The sequence below is a fragment of the Streptomyces sp. GB4-14 genome (genome assembly GCF_022696125.1).
GTDB lineage: Bacteria > Actinomycetota > Actinomycetes > Streptomycetales > Streptomycetaceae > Streptomyces > Streptomyces werraensis.
The window spans coordinates 6,132,265-6,146,792 of record NZ_RZHO01000002.1; the positions used below are offsets into that span (position 1 = coordinate 6,132,265).

Genomic DNA, 14,528 nt, shown 5'->3' on the forward strand with positions numbered 1-14,528 from the left:
CCGAGGTGCGGGAGGCGGGGGATCGCGGAGGCGGGCCTGGAGCCGGCTCTGTGGCGTCACCCGCTCCGCGGCGGGTAGGTCGGGGTGCCGCCGAAGCCGGGTTCGGAGGTTCCCGACTCCGTCGTCTCCGGGGAGACGGATCCGGAGTCCGTCGAGCTGGGGTCCGTCGTGGCCGGTTCCGTCGTCGTGGAGTCGCCCGGCGTGCCGGACACCGTGCTCCGGGCCGGCGGCGCCGACGTGCTCGGCTCCGCCGGGCCGGACGCGGTCCCGGTGGGTCCGCCCGGGCGCGGGGGAGCCGTCGACCCGGTCGCGGGCAGCGGCAGGTCGGCCGGCGCGGGCCCGGACCCGAGGTGGGGCAGGAACGCCAGACCGACGCTCAGCCCGGCCACCGCCAGGGCGGAACCGCCCGCACGCATCAGCACCCGCGTCCGGCGGCGGGCCCGGATGCCCTCGTACAGGCGCGCGCGGCGGCCCGGGTCGAAGGGGGTGTGCGCCCGGCCCTCGCGCATCATGCGTGTCAGCTCGCGCTCGAAGTCGTCCATCGCTGCTCCCCTCACTTCACGGGCCGTGCGGAGTCGGACAGGATGTCGCGCAGCCGCGCCACCCCGCGCGACGCGTGGGAGCGGGCGGTCCCCACGGGGCAGCCGAGGGCCTGGGCGACCTGGCCCTCGGGCAGGTCCTCGTAGTACCGCAGCACCACGGCCGCCCGCTGACGGGGCGTCAGCAGAGCCAGCGCCGCCTCGAGGCGCGAGCGCTCGGCGACGGCCGCGGACACGTCGCCCGGTCCGGGCCGGTCGGGCAGCTCGCCCACCGGGCGTTCACCCCACCAGCGCCGGCGGGCCGAGCGGGCGGCAAGCCGCACCAGCACCTGACGGACGTACGCCTCCGGCGCCTGCTCGGCGACCTTCGGCCAGGCGAACCACAGCTTCACCAGGGACTCCTGCACCAGGTCCTCGGCGCGCTGGCGGTCCCCGCCGGTGAGCAGACGCGCGACATGCAGCAGCGCCGACCAGCGGGCGGCCGCGAACTCGTCGAAGCCGTCGGCCCGAAACCGCTGCATCCCTTACCGCCCCGTGTCCGTACAAGCCCTTGCATCTGGAAGAAGGCACTGGGGAGGGGGAAACGATGCAGCAAAGCGCTGTGACCCGCCTCACGTCCGGAAAACACGAACGACAGTGCCCGGAGGCACTGTCAGGCTGATCCCATGCGCATACCCGGACGAGCAGCACGCGTCGCGGTGCTGGACCCCGCCGGATCCGTCTTCCTGTTCCGCTACGACAACCCGGAGGTCGGCGTGCACTGGGCGATGCCCGGCGGCGGCATGGAACCGGGCGAGTCACCGCGGGAGGCAGCCGAGCGGGAGGTGCGGGAGGAGACCGGGTGGACCGACCTCGTGATCGCGGACGGAGTGCTCTGTCTGTGGGAGCACGACTTCACCCGTGCCGGGGTACCGGTCCGCCGGCACGAACACATCCACCTCGCGTACGCCCCGGGCCGGGAACCGGCCGGGGACCTCACGGCCGCGCACGCGGAGGACGGGATCGAGCGGTGGCGCTGGTGGTCGCCGGCCGAACTGGCGGCTGATCACGAGCCGTTGTGGCCGCCGCAACTGCCGGAACTGCTGGCCGAGGCGCGGAGGTCGGGCGCTCCGGCCACCCCGGTCGACCTCGGGTTCGTCCCGAACGGGCCGGCCGTCCGGGGCGGGACCGCCTGACGCGACGACGGTCCGGTGACACGAAAGCGGCCCCGGCGATCGCCGGGGCCGTTCCAGGGTCAGTGGGCGCCGGGCCCGCCGCTGCCGAAGCCGCCGCTGCCGCCCTCGTCCCAGCGGGGGCGCCCCTCGGCGGAGCCGGTGCGGGTGCCGGCGTTGCCGTGGCCCTTCAGCTCGTGCGGGGTCAGCCGCTCGTCGGTCCGGGGCATCTCCTCCGGCTCCCGGTGCTCCTGCACCTCGCGAACGGGGCCGCCCTCGGGCATCCGGGGCTGCTCGTCGGGCCGGGGCCGGCGTGAGTCGTTGTCGCGTACCTTGCGGCTGCCGAGCAGGAACATGCCGATGAGCAGGGCCAGGACCACGATCCCGGCCACCACCAGTCCGGCGCCCAGGGCACCGCGTCCCGCCGCCAGGTCGGCTGTCTCCATCGCGTTCATCATGTCCTCGCGGGTACCCCGGGACCTCGCCCCGAACCAGGCCGCCCCCGCCGGACCCGCCCCCGGGACGCCGCGGACCCGTCGCGGCGACGGGGCGGACCGGGTTTGGAGCCCCGCGCGGCGGCAACCCGCGCGGTGTGACGACGACATCGCAGGAGGAGCTGTTCCGGTTCCTGGAGGACCGGTTCGCCTGCGCCCAGGCCTGCACCGAGTGCGCCCGGGCCTGCGCGACACGGGCCGGCCTCGTGGACCCCGACGGCGCCGAGAACCAGGAACTCGTACGACGCAAGGGCATCATGTGCGCGGAGGTCTGCGACGCGACCTGCCGGGTGCTGTCCGAGCAGAACCAGGCCGACGAGGCCACCATCCGGATGCAGGTCGAGTGGTGCCGCCAGGTGTGCCTGGAGAGCGCCCAGGTCTTCGACGGACACCCCGGCGCCGATCGCACGGCCGAGGCCTGCCGCGCCTGCGCCCGGGCCTGCACCGAATTCCTCGACACCCTCGACTGACCCACCGCTCCACCGCACCCCCGCCGCCCCCGGCCCCGTACAAACTCGGGCGAGTTGTCGCCATACTGGACGAGACAGGGGGAGGCCGGACGGACTACGACGGGGGCGGCGTAGGACATGGGGGACGGCACAAGGCTGATCGGCGGCCGGTACCGGCTGCTGGACCGCATCGGACGCGGCGGCATGGGGGAGGTCTGGCGGGCGCGGGACGAGTCGCTCGGCCGGCAGGTCGCGGTGAAGTGCCTCGACCCGCTCGGCTCGCAGCGGGACCCCTCCTTCGTGGGCGTGCTGCGCGAGCGGTTCCGCCGGGAGGCGCGGGTGGCGGCCTCGCTGCAGCACCGCGGGATCACCGTGGTGCACGACTTCGGTGAGTCGGGCGGCGTGCTCTACCTGGTGATGGAGCTCCTCCAGGGCCGTGACCTCAGCCGGCTGCTGGAGGACAACAAGCACCAGCCGCTGCCCGTCGACGAGGTGGTGGAGGTGGCCGCGCAGGTCGCCGCCGCCCTCGCCCACACGCACGACCAGGGCGTCGTGCACCGTGACCTGAAGCCCGCCAACATCGTGCGGCTCGACGACGGCACGGTGAAGATCTGCGACTTCGGCATCGCCCGCCTCGGGCACGACATGGGCTTCGCCTCCCGGCTCACCGGCACCGGCGTCGCCATGGGCACCCCGCACTACATGTCGCCGGAGCAGATCGCCGGGCAGGAGGTCGACCGGCGCAGCGACCTGTACTCCTTCGGATGTGTGCTCTACGAGATCGCCACCGGCGTGCCTCCGTTCGACCTGGACGACGCCTGGGCGGTCCTCGTCGGCCACCGCGACACCCCGCCCCGGCCGCCGCGCCGCCACCGCGCGGAACTGCCCGGGCGGCTGGACCGCGTCATCCTCGACCTGCTGGCCAAGGACCCGGCCGACCGGCCCGACAACGCCCTCGAAGTCGCCGGGCGTCTCGCGGAGTTGCGCTCGGCGCCGGACCCGGCCGGACGCCCGGCGCTCCCCGGCCCCGCGGGCGGGCCCTCCTCGGGACGTACGGACGGCGCGGCGGGACGCCCCGAGCGGCTGCCGTCCTGGACGCGCGGCGTGAACGCCGCCCGCGTCGCCGGAGCCGCGCCGCCCGCCTCCCCCGGCGGTCCCCGGCCCGCCCCCTCGCCGACGGTGCTCACCGCCCTGGCCGAGCGCCACCACGCCGCCCTCCGCCTGGGCCGCCTCGGCCGCTGGGAGGAGGCCGGAGAACTGCACGGCGAGGTCGCCGCCGAACGCGAGCGCCTCCTCGGCCCGGACCACCCGGACACCCTCGCCGGCCGCTACGAGGTGGCGTTCACCCTCAGCCGCACCGGCCGGCCCGCCGACGCCCTGCGCGCCTACAAGAACGTCGCCGAGTCCCGTATCCGCGTCCTCGGACCCGACCACCCCGACACTCTCGCCGCGCGCCAGGAGATGGGGTACGTCCTCGCCCAGCTCGGCCGCCCGGCCGACGCCCACCGCGTGTACCTGTCGGTGCTGGAGGCCCGCGAGCGGACCATGGGCCCCGACCACCCCGACACCCTGCGCTGCCGCCACAACCTCGCCTTCAACCTCAGCAGGCTCGGCCGCCTGGAGGAGGCCCACACCACGGCGTGCGAGGTGGCCGAGGCGCGCGCCCGCGTGCTCGGGCCCGAGCACCCCGACACCCTCGTCACCCGCTGCGAGGTCGCCTACGTCCTCGGCCGCCTGGGCCGCTGGAAGGAGGCCCTGGAGACCTACCGCGTCGTGGCCGTGGTCCGCACCCGCGTCCTCGGCCCGGACCACCCCGACACCCTCGCCGCCCGGCACGAGGTGGGCGTCGGACTCGGCCGTCTCGGCCGCGTCGGGCAGGCCCTCGACGTGTACCGCCGCCTCGTCGTGGACCGCACCCGGGTGCACGGCCCCCACCACCCCGAGACGCTGCGCGCCCGGCACGGCGCCGGCGTCGGCCTCGGCCGGCTGGGCCGGTGGACGGACGCACTCGCCGAGTCCCGCGAGGTGGCCGCCCTGCGCGAGCGGGTGCTCGGCGCCGAGCACCCGGACACCCTGGTCAGCCGCCGGGAGGTCGCCGTCGCGCTGGGCTGGCTGGGCGACTGGGCGCATGCGCTCACCGAGTACCGGCGGGTGGCCGACGCCCGGGAGCGGATCCTCGGCGCGGACCACTCCGAGACCCTCGCCGCCCGCGAGGACGAGGCCCACTGCCTGGAGCGTCTCGGGCATCTGAAGGAGGCGGCGGACCTGTACGGGCGGGTGGCGTCGCTGCGCGGACACGGCCTGGTCGGAGGCGCGTAGTCCGTTTCCCTGCCGGTCCTCCCGTTCCCACCTCCTGTCCCCTCTGGCCGCGCACGATCACCACGTGTTACGAAGAGGCATGACCGCAGCCCAGGAGTCCCGGACGTACGACGTCGTCATCGTCGGCGGAGGCCACAACGGTCTCACCGCCGCCGCCTATCTCGCCCGTGCCGGGCGCTCCGTGCTGGTGCTGGAGAGGCTGGACCACACCGGCGGCGCGGCGATCTCCACCCGGCCCTTCGCCGGTGTCGACGCCCGCCTGTCCCGCTACTCGTACCTGGTCAGCCTGCTGCCCCGGAAGATCCTCACCGACCTGGGGCTCGACGTCCGGCTCGGCACCCGCACCATCTCCTCCTACACGCCCACCGAGCGCGACGGCCGGCCCACCGGTCTCCTCGTCGGCGGCGGCGAGGAGCGCACCCGCGAGGCGTTCGTCCGGCTCACCGGCTCCGACCGCGAGTACCGGGCCTGGCAGAGCTTCTACGACCTGACCGGCCGGGTCGCCCGCCGGGTCTTCCCGACCCTCACCGAGCCGCTGCCCACCCGCGAGGAGCTGCGCCGCACGGTGGACGACGAGGAGGCCTGGCGGATCCTCTTCGAGGAGCCCCTGGGCATCGCCGTCGAGGACCGCTTCTCCGACGACCTGGTGCGCGGCGTCGTCCTCACCGACGCCCTCATCGGCACCTTCGCCGACGCCCACGACCCGTCCCTGAAGCAGAACCGCTGCTTCCTGTATCACGTCATCGGCGGCGGCACCGGCGCCTGGGACGTCCCCGTCGGCGGTATGGGCGCGGTCACCGACGCCCTCGCGGACGCCGCCCGGAAGGCCGGCGCCGTCATCGCCACGGGCCACGAGGCCGTCCGCATCGAGACCGACGGGCACACCGCCGAGGTCACCCACCGCACGGCCGACGGCGAGGGCGTCGTCACCGCGGGACACGTCCTGGTCAACGCCTCACCGGAGGAGCTGGCGCGGCTCACCGGCGACACGCCTCCGCCGCACGCCGAGGGCGCCCAGCTCAAGGTGAACATGCTGCTCAAGCGGCTTCCCAGGCTGCGCGACAGCTCCGTCGACCCGCGCGAGGCCTTCGCCGGCACCTTCCACATCGCCGAGGGGTACCAGCAGCTCGCCACCGCGCACGCCCAGGCCGACGCGGGCCGGCTGCCCGACGCCCCGCCCTCGGAGATCTACTGCCATTCACTCACCGACCCGTCCATCCTCGGGCCCGAGCTCGCGGCACAGGGCTACCAGACCCTCACCCTGTTCGGACTGCACACGCCCGCGCGGCTGTTCGAACGGGACAACGACGCGGTGCGTGAGGAGCTGCTGAAGGCGACGATCGCCCAGCTCGACGCCCATCTGGCCGAGCCGATCGCCGACTGCCTCGCCACGGACGCCGACGGCCGCCCGTGCATCGAGGCCAAGTCGCCGCTCGACCTGGAACGCGATCTGGGGCTGCCCGGCGGCAACATCTTCCACCGTGACCTGTCCTGGCCCCACGCCCAGGACGGCACCGGCCGCTGGGGCGTGGAGACGTCCCACGCCAACGTGCTGCTCTGCGGCGCGGGAGCGGTGCGCGGCGGCGGGGTCAGCGGGGTGCCGGGACACAACGCGGCGATGGCCGTCCTGGAGACCGGCCGGGCCTGACGGCCCGGCCGGTCTCCACCGTCTTCCCGCGAGCCGGGCGGCGGTCACGGCGGGGGTGCCGGACCCGGGCGGGCTCCGGCGTCCGGGCTCCGAGCCGGGTGCCGGCAGGGTGCCGCGTCCGCCACGGGACGATCAGGCCGGGGCGGACGGGACAGTTCCGCGGGGGACGCCCCGGCCGGGCAGGGGCAAGCTCAGCCGGTCTCCCGGCTCCAGCCCTCCGCCCGGAGCCGGGCCGCGTCGGCGGGGCGGGCCTCGTCGAAGAGCCGCCGGCGGCCCTTCTCGACACGCAGCCCGTCGACATAGGCGCCGCGCCCGACGTACAGCCGGTCCGTGGTGTACCGCCAGCGCACGACCAGGCCGGGAGCGGCCGGCAGCTCGGCGGTCAGGTCGTGCCAGACGCGGCCCGACCAGCCGGTGGCCGTGCCCGTCGGGTGCGCTTCAGCAGTGCCGCCGGGCCGCCGCGTGGTGAACGGCACCGGCTCCCAGGTCGTCCCGCCGTCCGCCGAGGACTCGAGCACCAGGACGTCTGCCTTCGGCTCGGTGTCCCACCACAGCGCGCAGCTCAGCCGGGCCACGCCGGACGAGGTGTCCAGCGCCGGCAGCGCGAGGGTCGCCGTGGCCGCGCTCGCCATCCCGGAGAACCACGCCGTGCGTCCCCGGGCCGGGCGGACCGGCACCGCGCGGGCCAGCTGGTTGGCGGCGGCCACCCGGGGCGCCGAGCCGGACCGCCAGCTGCGCACCGGATGCACCGAGTTGCCGAGGACGACGAGGAACGAGTCGGTGGTCGGGTCGAGCACCAGCGCGGTGCCGGTGAACCCGGTGTGCCCGGCCGTGCGCGGCGTGGCCATCGCGCCCATGTACCAGTGCTGGTAGAGCTCGAAGCCCAGTCCGTGCTCGTCGCCCGGGAACGCGGTGTTGAAGTCGGTGAACATAAGCTCCACCGACTCCGGCCGCAGGATCCGCTTCCGCCCGCACACACCGCCGTCGAGCAGCGTCCGCGCGAGGACCGCCAGGTCCCACGCGTCGGAGAACACACCCGCGTGGCCCGCGACCCCGCCGAGGCTGTACGCGTTCTCGTCGTGCACCTCGCCCCACACCAGCCCCCGGTCCAGCCCGGACCACGGCCGGCGGGCGTCCTCGGTGGCCGCGATCTTCGGCTTCCATGACGCCGGAGGGTTGTAGCGGGTACGGCGCATGCCGAGCGGCTCGGTGATCTCCTCGCGGAGCAGCACGTCCAGCCGCCGCCCGGTGACGTGCTCCAGCACCAGCTGGAGCGAGATCAGGTTCAGGTCGGAGTACAGGTACGCGGTGCCCGGCGGGCCGGCGAGCGCCTCGTCGTAGACACGCTGCACCTTCTCCTCGTACGTCGGCGCCGTGTACAGCGGGATCCACGCGCGGAACCCGGACGTGTGCGTGAGGAGGTGGCGTATCGTCACGTCCTGTTTGCCCGCCCGGCCGAAGTCCGGCAGGTACGAGGCGACCGGCGCCTCCAGCTCGATGCGGCCCCGCTCGATCTGCTGCACCGCGAGGATCGAGGTGAACAGCTTCGACACCGACGCCAGGTCGAAGACGGTGTCCTCGGCCATCGGGATCTGCCGGTCCGGCGGGAACTCGACGCCGGTGTCGGTCTCCTCGTCGTACGCCTGGTAGCGCACGGCCATGCCGATGGGCTTGTGCAGCGCCACCGTGCGACCCCGTCCGGCGAGCAGGACGGCTCCCGCGTACCAGGGGTGTCGCGGTGACGGCTGGAGGAACGCCTCTGCGTCGGCGACGAGTTGCTTCAGCGGCCCGGGCAGCAGCCCGGCCTCCGGCGCGGACCCGTGCCGCAGCGCGGGACGGCCGTCCCCGCGGGTCGGGGCCGCCGCGGCGGCCGGATCCGCGGGCAGAGACGCGAACGCCAGCCCGCCCCCCAAAGCGACGGCCCCCAGGCCCATTCGACGCCTGCTGATCCCTCTCGCGTCCGCCATCCGCCCGCCCTCCCGAGTCCAGGTCCCGTCCCCGAGCCCTCTGAAAGTAACTTCCGGGGACCACCGCGCCGGATGAAACTTTCCTGTCAGGGGTGCCGGATGTCAATGGCTGTGGACAGAGGCACGACACCCTCCCCGGCGACGCCACGGCCGTCACGCTGCTCCAGCCGGCCCTGAACCGGCCGATCGTCGAACAGCTCGCCCTGCCGGACGGGTTCACCCCCGGCCTCCGGGTGAGGCCTCAGCCGCGCCGCTCGCGCAGGTCCACGATGCGCCGGATCTTCCCCACCGACCGCTCCAGCGACTCGGGGTCGACGATCTCCGCCTCGACCGAGACGCCGATGCCGTCCTTCACCGCCTGCACGATCGACCGGGCCGCCGCCTCACGGGTCGCCGCGTCCGCATCCGGACGGGCCTCCGCGCGCACCGTCAGCGCGTCCATACGACCGCTCGTCGTCAGCCGCAGCTGGAAGTGCGGCGCCACACCCGGGGTGCGCAGCACGATCTCCTCGATCTGCGTGGGGAAGAGGTTCACCCCGCGCAGGATCACCATGTCGTCGCTGCGCCCGGTCACCTTCTCCATGCGCCGGAACACCCGCGCCGTGCCCGGCAGCAGCCGGGTCAGGTCCCGCGTCCGGTAACGGACGACCGGCATGGCCTCCTTGGTGAGCGAGGTGAACACCAGCTCGCCCTGCTCGCCCTCGGGCAGCGCCTCACCGGTGACCGGGTCGACGACCTCGGGGAAGAAGTGGTCCTCCCAGATGTGCAGCCCGTCCTTGGTCTCCACGCACTCCTGAGCGACGCCCGGGCCGATCACCTCGGACAGCCCGTATATGTCCACCGCGTCGATCGCGAACCGCTCCTCGATCTCCCGTCGCATGTCCTGGGTCCACGGCTCGGCCCCGAAGACGCCCACCCGCAGAGACGTGGAGCGCGGGTCGACGCCCTGCCGCTCGAACTCGTCGAGCAGGGTGAGCATGTAGGACGGGGTCACCATGATGATCGACGGCTTGAGGTCCTGGATCAGCGTGACCTGGCGAGACGTCATTCCGCCGGAGGCGGGGATCACCGTGCAGCCGAGCCGCTCGGCACCGTAGTGCGCGCCCAGCCCGCCCGTGAACAGGCCGTACCCGTACGCGACGTGCGCGATGTCGCCTGGCCTGCCGCCCGCCGCGCGCAGCGACCGCGCGACCATGTCGGCCCACATGGACAGGTCGTTCTCCGTGTAGCCCACGACCGTGGGGCGCCCGGTGGTGCCGCTGGAGGCGTGCAGCCGGCGGATCCGCTCCTGCGGGACGGCGAACATCCCGTACGGGTAGTTCGCCCGCAGGTCCGCCTTGGTGGTGAAGGGGAAGCGGGACAGGTCGGACAGCGAGCGGCAGTCGTCCGGGTGGACGCCCGCCTTGTCGAAGGACTCCCGGTAGAACGGCACGTGCTCGTACGCGTGCCGCAAGGAGTTCCGCAGCCGCTCCAGCTGGAGGGCCCGCAGCCCGTCGAGATCGAGCCGCTCCGCCGGGTCCAGCAGGTCCGCCGCCTGAGTCATCAGGACCTTCCCTTCACCATCCCATTCCGGACGACCGATCATTCGGTCGTGTGCGTCGGCCCCAGTAACGCAGCCGACCGCCGTCCGGTGCAAGAGCCGGGCCTGCACTTTTCCCGACGGGACGGTGTCAGGCGCGCGGCGGCCGCGACCCTCTCAGGGGCGCGGGAAATCGCACGACAAGCCCCCACCGGCCCGCACCCGGCGATGCGGCCGAGGACCCCCGGGCCACATCCCCCTCCCGCGACCTGTCCGCAGGACAAACCCGTCGCTAGGCTGGCCGCCGACGGCAACAGGGAGGAGCACGGACGTGGCCGAGAGCACCACCCAGCGGCGCCCGCTCACGGGCTGGGACAAGCCCGAGCTGGACCTCAGCAACGCACAGTGGCAGTCCGGCAGCAAGGGTCTGGGCGATGTCCAGATCGCCTTCGTGGAGGGCTTCATCGCCATGCGCAACAGCGGCCGGCCGGAGAGCCCCTCCCTGATCTTCACCCCCGCGGAGTGGGGCGCCTTCGTGTCCGGCGCGCGGGAGGGCGACTTCGACCTGACCTGACCCGCCCCGGCGATGTGTGCCGCGCGCTTTTCCGGACACGTGATCAGCAGAGAGCCGCGCCGGACCGCGAGGGAACGGCGTGGACCCGATGCCGTATCCGGAGGCGAGGCACATGGACGACCAGCCGGTGGTCGCCGCGGTGGACGGATCCACGGACGGACTGCGCGCCCTGGAGTGGGCCCTGGACGCCGCCCGGCGGCACAGGGCCACCCTGCGCGTCCTGCACGTCCGCGCGGACCCGCCCCGCACCCGGCAGGACGCGCAGGAGACCGCGCCGGTCGGCGCGGACCAGGACCCGGTGCTCGCGCAGGCCCGCGCCCGGGTGGACGAACTGGGCGGCACGCCGTCGGTCGAGTACGTCGTCACCGAGGGCGTGCCGGGCGCACTGCTGCCCGAGACCGGCACGGAGGCCCGGCTGCTGGTACTGGGCTCGCGGGGCCGTGGAGGCTTCACCAGCCTGCTGCTCGGCTCGAACTCCCTGGCCGCCGCCCGGGACGCCGGGTGCCCGGTGGTCGTGGTGCCCCGGCCGGGACGCGGCGGCGAGGAGCGGGAGGAGGCGCCGGTGCACCGGGACGGCCCCGTGGTCGTCGGGACGAGCGCCGACAGCCCCGACACGGCGACGCTGGAGTTCGCCTTCACGGAGGCAGCCCTGCGCCGCACCGGACTGCGGGTCGTCACCGCCTACCCGTGGCCGCTGCAGGCGATGCTGCTGCCCGGCGAGGTGGCGCCCGCGCAGGTCGACCAGGAGGCCGTGGAGCACGAGACGCGTGTCCTCGCCGAGGGCCTGCTCGCCCCCTGCCGGGAGCGGCACCCGTCGGTCGCCGCCGAGGTCGTCGTGTCGCCCGGGGACGCGGCCGGTCACCTTGTCGGCGAGTCCCGGGACGCCTCACTGGTCGTGGTGGGCCGCCACCGCCGCCGGCTGTTCGCGCCCGCCCGCATGATGGGCTCGGTCACCCAGGCGGTCCTGCTCCACGCGCACAGCCCGGTCGCGGTCGTCCCGCCCGCACCCACGGAGGAGTGAACGGCCAGCCGCCCGGCCGGGTCTCCGGAGGGGGTCACGGGGCTCCCGCCCGACCGTCCGAACCGCGCTTCGGCCACGTACCATGGCGGCATGTCGTTCCTCCGCCGCCGTAGTGCCACACCCGCCGGGCCCGATTTCGACGTACTGGCCATGGACCCGGGCGACTGGCCCGGCAACCTGGGCGCGGGTCTGCTGCCCGCCCCCGACGGAAGCTGCCAGGGCGTCTTCCTGCGCTACGACCTGTTCGGCGGCCGCGGTCCCGCGATGATCATCGGCAACCTCCCCGAGGGCTCCCCGGCGCGCGACGTCCCCGAGGGCGAGGTGCCCTTCGAGGTCGGTCAGCTGCTGCTGGCGCTGGAGAACGACGAGGAGGTCACGGTCGTCAGCACGGAGGACGTGCCCGTGATGCAGGGCGACAACCTGCTGATCGTGCGCCGCGTCAAACTCTCCGAGAGCCGGATCTCCTGCGTGCAGTTCGACCGCAGCGACAACGTCCTGGTGACCATCGCCGCCTGGGACCGCCCGATCACCGACGACCTGTACGCCCTCCTCAAGCCGCTGCCGGCGGAGCTGTTCCAGCAGGGCTGACCCTCGCTCACGGACGACGACGGGCGCCCCCGGACCGCGCAGGTCCGGGGGCGCCCGGCGTGTGGTGCGCGCTACCGCGTCACGACGGCGCCACCGTCACGTCCGCCGCCCGCACGAAGCCGACCCGGTGGCCGAACTGGATCTCGTAGTACTGGTCCTCGCCGCGCACCACCCGGTGCGAGGCCGGGTCGAAGGTCACCGCGTAGTAGTACTCGCCCGGCACCTTGCCGCCGGTCACGTACCGCTGCCCGGCGAGCACCTTGTACGGCAGCGGGGAGACCGTCTGCGCCGGCACCCCCTCCGGGTAGGCCGCCGCCTCCGGGTACGCGCGCCCGTACACCGGGACGGAGTCCAGGCCCTCGCGCGGGGTGATCACCTTGGCCTTGGCGGGCACGGCGGTGGGCTTCTCCGCCGGGTTGTGGAACCAGGCCTTCTGGCCGAGGTACCAGATCGCCGTCCAGTCGCCCCAGCGGTCCGCCACCGCGTACTGCTGGCCCGTGGAGACCCGTGAGGACAGGTCGTTCACCCCGGTGGTGGGCGTGGAGCCGAGGCCGATGTCCTTGATCAGCGGGGAGTTCACGTCGTGGTCCGAGTACAGCCGCACCGCGCTCGACCCGTGCGGGGCGCAGGGCTCCCCGGCGGTCTCGCAGCCGGTGAACACCGGCCGGTGGGTGTCGTAGTCGGGCCGGATCGTGACGGTGCCGGAGTTCTTCGCTCCCGTGGCCTTGAGCGGGGCGCCGAGCAGCTCGAAGTAGTGCCGCCAGTCCCAGTACGGGCCGGGGTCGGTGTGCATGCCCGGAATGGTGGCCGTGGTGGTGCCCGGCACCGTGTCGTGGCCGAGGATGTGCTGCCGGTCCAGCGGGATGCCGTGCTTGTCGGCCAGGTATTTCACCAGCCGGGCCGAGGACCGGTACATGGCCTCCGTGTACCAGGCGTCCGGGTCGGTGAGGAAGCCCTCGTGCTCCAGGCCGATCGACGCCGCGTTGACGTACCAGTTGCCCGCGTGCCAGGCGACGTCCTTCGCCTTCACGTGCTGGGCGATGTGCCCGTCGGTGGAGCGCAGGCTGTACTGCCACGACACGTACGTCGGGTCCTGGACCATGTCGAGGACGCCCTCCCAGGCGCCCTCCGTGTCGTGCACGACGATGTACCGGATCCGCTGCGAGGCCGGCCGGTTCCCCAGGTCGTGGTTGCCGTAGTCGCCGTCGCCGAACTCCTCGTACGGCGCCGGGATCCACTCGCAGGACACCGTCCGCGGACACTCCGTGCCGGCCGCGGACCCCTTGCGGAGCCCGGCGCGCTCCAGCGCCGAGGGGTCGGGCGCCAGATCCGGGCTCGCGTCCAGGGCGACCCGCTGCCCGGCGTCCGTGACCCGCTCCTCGCCGTCCCGGATCACCGCGAACACCTCGTTCGCGTACGCCGTCGCCGAGGCGCGGTCGTCGGCGCCGGAGAACAGCGCCACCGCCCCGTACCAGTCGGCCGGGTCGTCGCTGGCCGGCGCGCCCAGCCGGCGCTGCGCCTCGGCCAGCAGGGCGGCGCCGCCCGCCACGTTCGCCGCGGGGTCCTCGCGCAGCGTCCGGGCGTCCAGGCCGGTCAGCCGGGCGGCTCTCGGCAGGGTGGTGAGCCGGTCCGGCAGTCCGGCGGTGTCCGGGGCCGGCTCCGAGGGGCGCAGCGCGGGACGGGCGTCGTCGCCGCGCGGGTCCTCGCTGCCGCTCGCGTGATGCCCGGCGGAGGCGAGCGCGGTCCGGGCGTCGGTCAGGTGCATGGGCCCGTAGCCGCCGGTGACGCTCGGCGCGCCGCCGTGCGCGTCCCAGCGGGACTGGAGGTAGGAGACGCCCAGCAGCACGCTCTGCGGGACGTCGTACGCGGCCGCCGCGGAGGCGAACGCCTGTTGCAGCCGGGCGGAGGCCTGCGGGGCCGGGGCGGGCGCCGCGCCCAGCAGGGGCAGCGTCAACGCGGCAGCGGCCAGGGCGCCGAGGGCGCCCCGGACGGCGCGTCGGGACGGCCCGGCCGCACGGCCGGGCTCGGTGGCGAGATCTCGCAATGCAGCCTCCTGGGGACGGTCGTGCGACCCGTCAGTGGTACCGGCAGGCCGATGATCCGTCAATCATGCCCAGGAGGGGGTGAATTCCCTTGTCAATCGGGGTGTGGCGCGATTTCGCGGCGGGCCCCGGCGGACCTGCGGCGCGTCAGAGGTCTACACCGGTGGCGCCTCCCGCCGGGCCTCCCGCGATGGCCGTATACCGTCCCTGGCCGCGG

13 protein-coding genes are annotated in these 14,528 nt (G+C 74.3%); 7 read left to right on the top strand and 6 right to left on the bottom strand.

Features of this window, described 5'->3' with window-relative positions; genetic code table 11:
• Window positions 1–56: 56 nt before the first annotated feature.
• Both ELQ39_RS29570 and ELQ39_RS29575 read right to left on the bottom strand, forming a co-directional pair.
• Window positions 57–542, bottom strand: coding sequence for a cellulase (locus ELQ39_RS29570; RefSeq protein ID WP_225628213.1), 486 nt, complete (start codon window positions 540–542; stop codon window positions 57–59).
• Window positions 543–553: 11 nt separating this feature from the next.
• Complete coding sequence (locus tag ELQ39_RS29575) at window positions 554–1,060, bottom strand: SigE family RNA polymerase sigma factor (protein ID WP_190003869.1); 507 nt, start codon at window positions 1,058–1,060, stop codon at window positions 554–556.
• A gap of 144 nt (window positions 1,061–1,204) precedes the next feature.
• Here ELQ39_RS29575 and ELQ39_RS29580 point away from each other — a divergent pair, with 144 nt between their 5' ends.
• Window positions 1,205–1,714: an NUDIX domain-containing protein gene (locus ELQ39_RS29580; protein ID WP_242594941.1), complete on the top strand. Its 510-nt coding sequence runs from the start codon at window positions 1,205–1,207 to the stop codon at window positions 1,712–1,714.
• A 59-nt stretch (window positions 1,715–1,773) separates the two neighbouring features.
• On the opposite strand, the gene ELQ39_RS29585 is transcribed toward ELQ39_RS29580, so the two are convergent.
• The gene (locus tag ELQ39_RS29585; RefSeq protein ID WP_242594942.1) at window positions 1,774–2,136 is read right to left on the bottom strand and encodes a DUF6479 family protein; all 363 of its coding nucleotides are present in this window, start codon (window positions 2,134–2,136) and stop codon (window positions 1,774–1,776) included.
• A gap of 146 nt (window positions 2,137–2,282) precedes the next feature.
• On the opposite strand from ELQ39_RS29585, the gene ELQ39_RS29590 reads away from it, so the two are divergent.
• The 3 genes from ELQ39_RS29590 (at window position 2,283) to ELQ39_RS29600 (ending at window position 6,600) form a co-directional block, all read left to right on the top strand.
• Window positions 2,283–2,654, top strand: a complete 372-nt coding sequence (locus tag ELQ39_RS29590) for a ferredoxin (protein WP_190003872.1) — start codon at window positions 2,283–2,285, stop codon at window positions 2,652–2,654.
• 117 nt (window positions 2,655–2,771) lie between these two features.
• A complete protein-coding gene (locus ELQ39_RS29595; RefSeq protein WP_242594943.1) occupies window positions 2,772–4,952 on the top strand; it encodes a serine/threonine-protein kinase in 2,181 nt (726 codons plus the stop codon).
• A gap of 43 nt (window positions 4,953–4,995) precedes the next feature.
• Window positions 4,996–6,600, top strand: coding sequence for a phytoene desaturase family protein (locus ELQ39_RS29600; protein ID WP_277995410.1), 1,605 nt, complete (start codon window positions 4,996–4,998; stop codon window positions 6,598–6,600).
• A gap of 191 nt (window positions 6,601–6,791) precedes the next feature.
• Here the strand turns inward: ELQ39_RS29600 and ELQ39_RS29605 are convergent, their stop codons facing one another.
• Together ELQ39_RS29605 and paaK are read right to left on the bottom strand one after the other, a co-directional pair.
• On the bottom strand, window positions 6,792–8,534 hold the full coding sequence (locus tag ELQ39_RS29605; RefSeq protein WP_400005040.1) for a serine hydrolase: 1,743 nt from the start codon (window positions 8,532–8,534) through the stop codon (window positions 6,792–6,794).
• A 274-nt stretch (window positions 8,535–8,808) separates the two neighbouring features.
• A complete protein-coding gene (gene paaK, locus ELQ39_RS29610; protein ID WP_242594947.1) occupies window positions 8,809–10,110 on the bottom strand; it encodes a phenylacetate--CoA ligase PaaK in 1,302 nt (433 codons plus the stop codon).
• Between the two features lie 307 nt (window positions 10,111–10,417).
• On the opposite strand from paaK, the gene ELQ39_RS29615 reads away from it, so the two are divergent.
• The 3 genes from ELQ39_RS29615 (at window position 10,418) to ELQ39_RS29625 (ending at window position 12,269) form a co-directional block, all read left to right on the top strand.
• Window positions 10,418–10,660: a DUF397 domain-containing protein gene (locus ELQ39_RS29615; protein ID WP_048456556.1), complete on the top strand. Its 243-nt coding sequence runs from the start codon at window positions 10,418–10,420 to the stop codon at window positions 10,658–10,660.
• A gap of 112 nt (window positions 10,661–10,772) precedes the next feature.
• Window positions 10,773–11,681, top strand: a complete 909-nt coding sequence (locus ELQ39_RS29620; protein WP_242594948.1) for a universal stress protein — start codon at window positions 10,773–10,775, stop codon at window positions 11,679–11,681.
• Window positions 11,682–11,771: 90 nt separating this feature from the next.
• The gene (locus ELQ39_RS29625; protein WP_190003878.1) at window positions 11,772–12,269 is read left to right on the top strand and encodes a hypothetical protein; all 498 of its coding nucleotides are present in this window, start codon (window positions 11,772–11,774) and stop codon (window positions 12,267–12,269) included.
• A 79-nt stretch (window positions 12,270–12,348) separates the two neighbouring features.
• On the opposite strand, the gene ELQ39_RS29630 is transcribed toward ELQ39_RS29625, so the two are convergent.
• A complete protein-coding gene (locus ELQ39_RS29630) occupies window positions 12,349–14,313 on the bottom strand; it encodes an N-acetylmuramoyl-L-alanine amidase (protein ID WP_242594949.1) in 1,965 nt (654 codons plus the stop codon).
• Window positions 14,314–14,528: the final 215 nt, after the last annotated feature.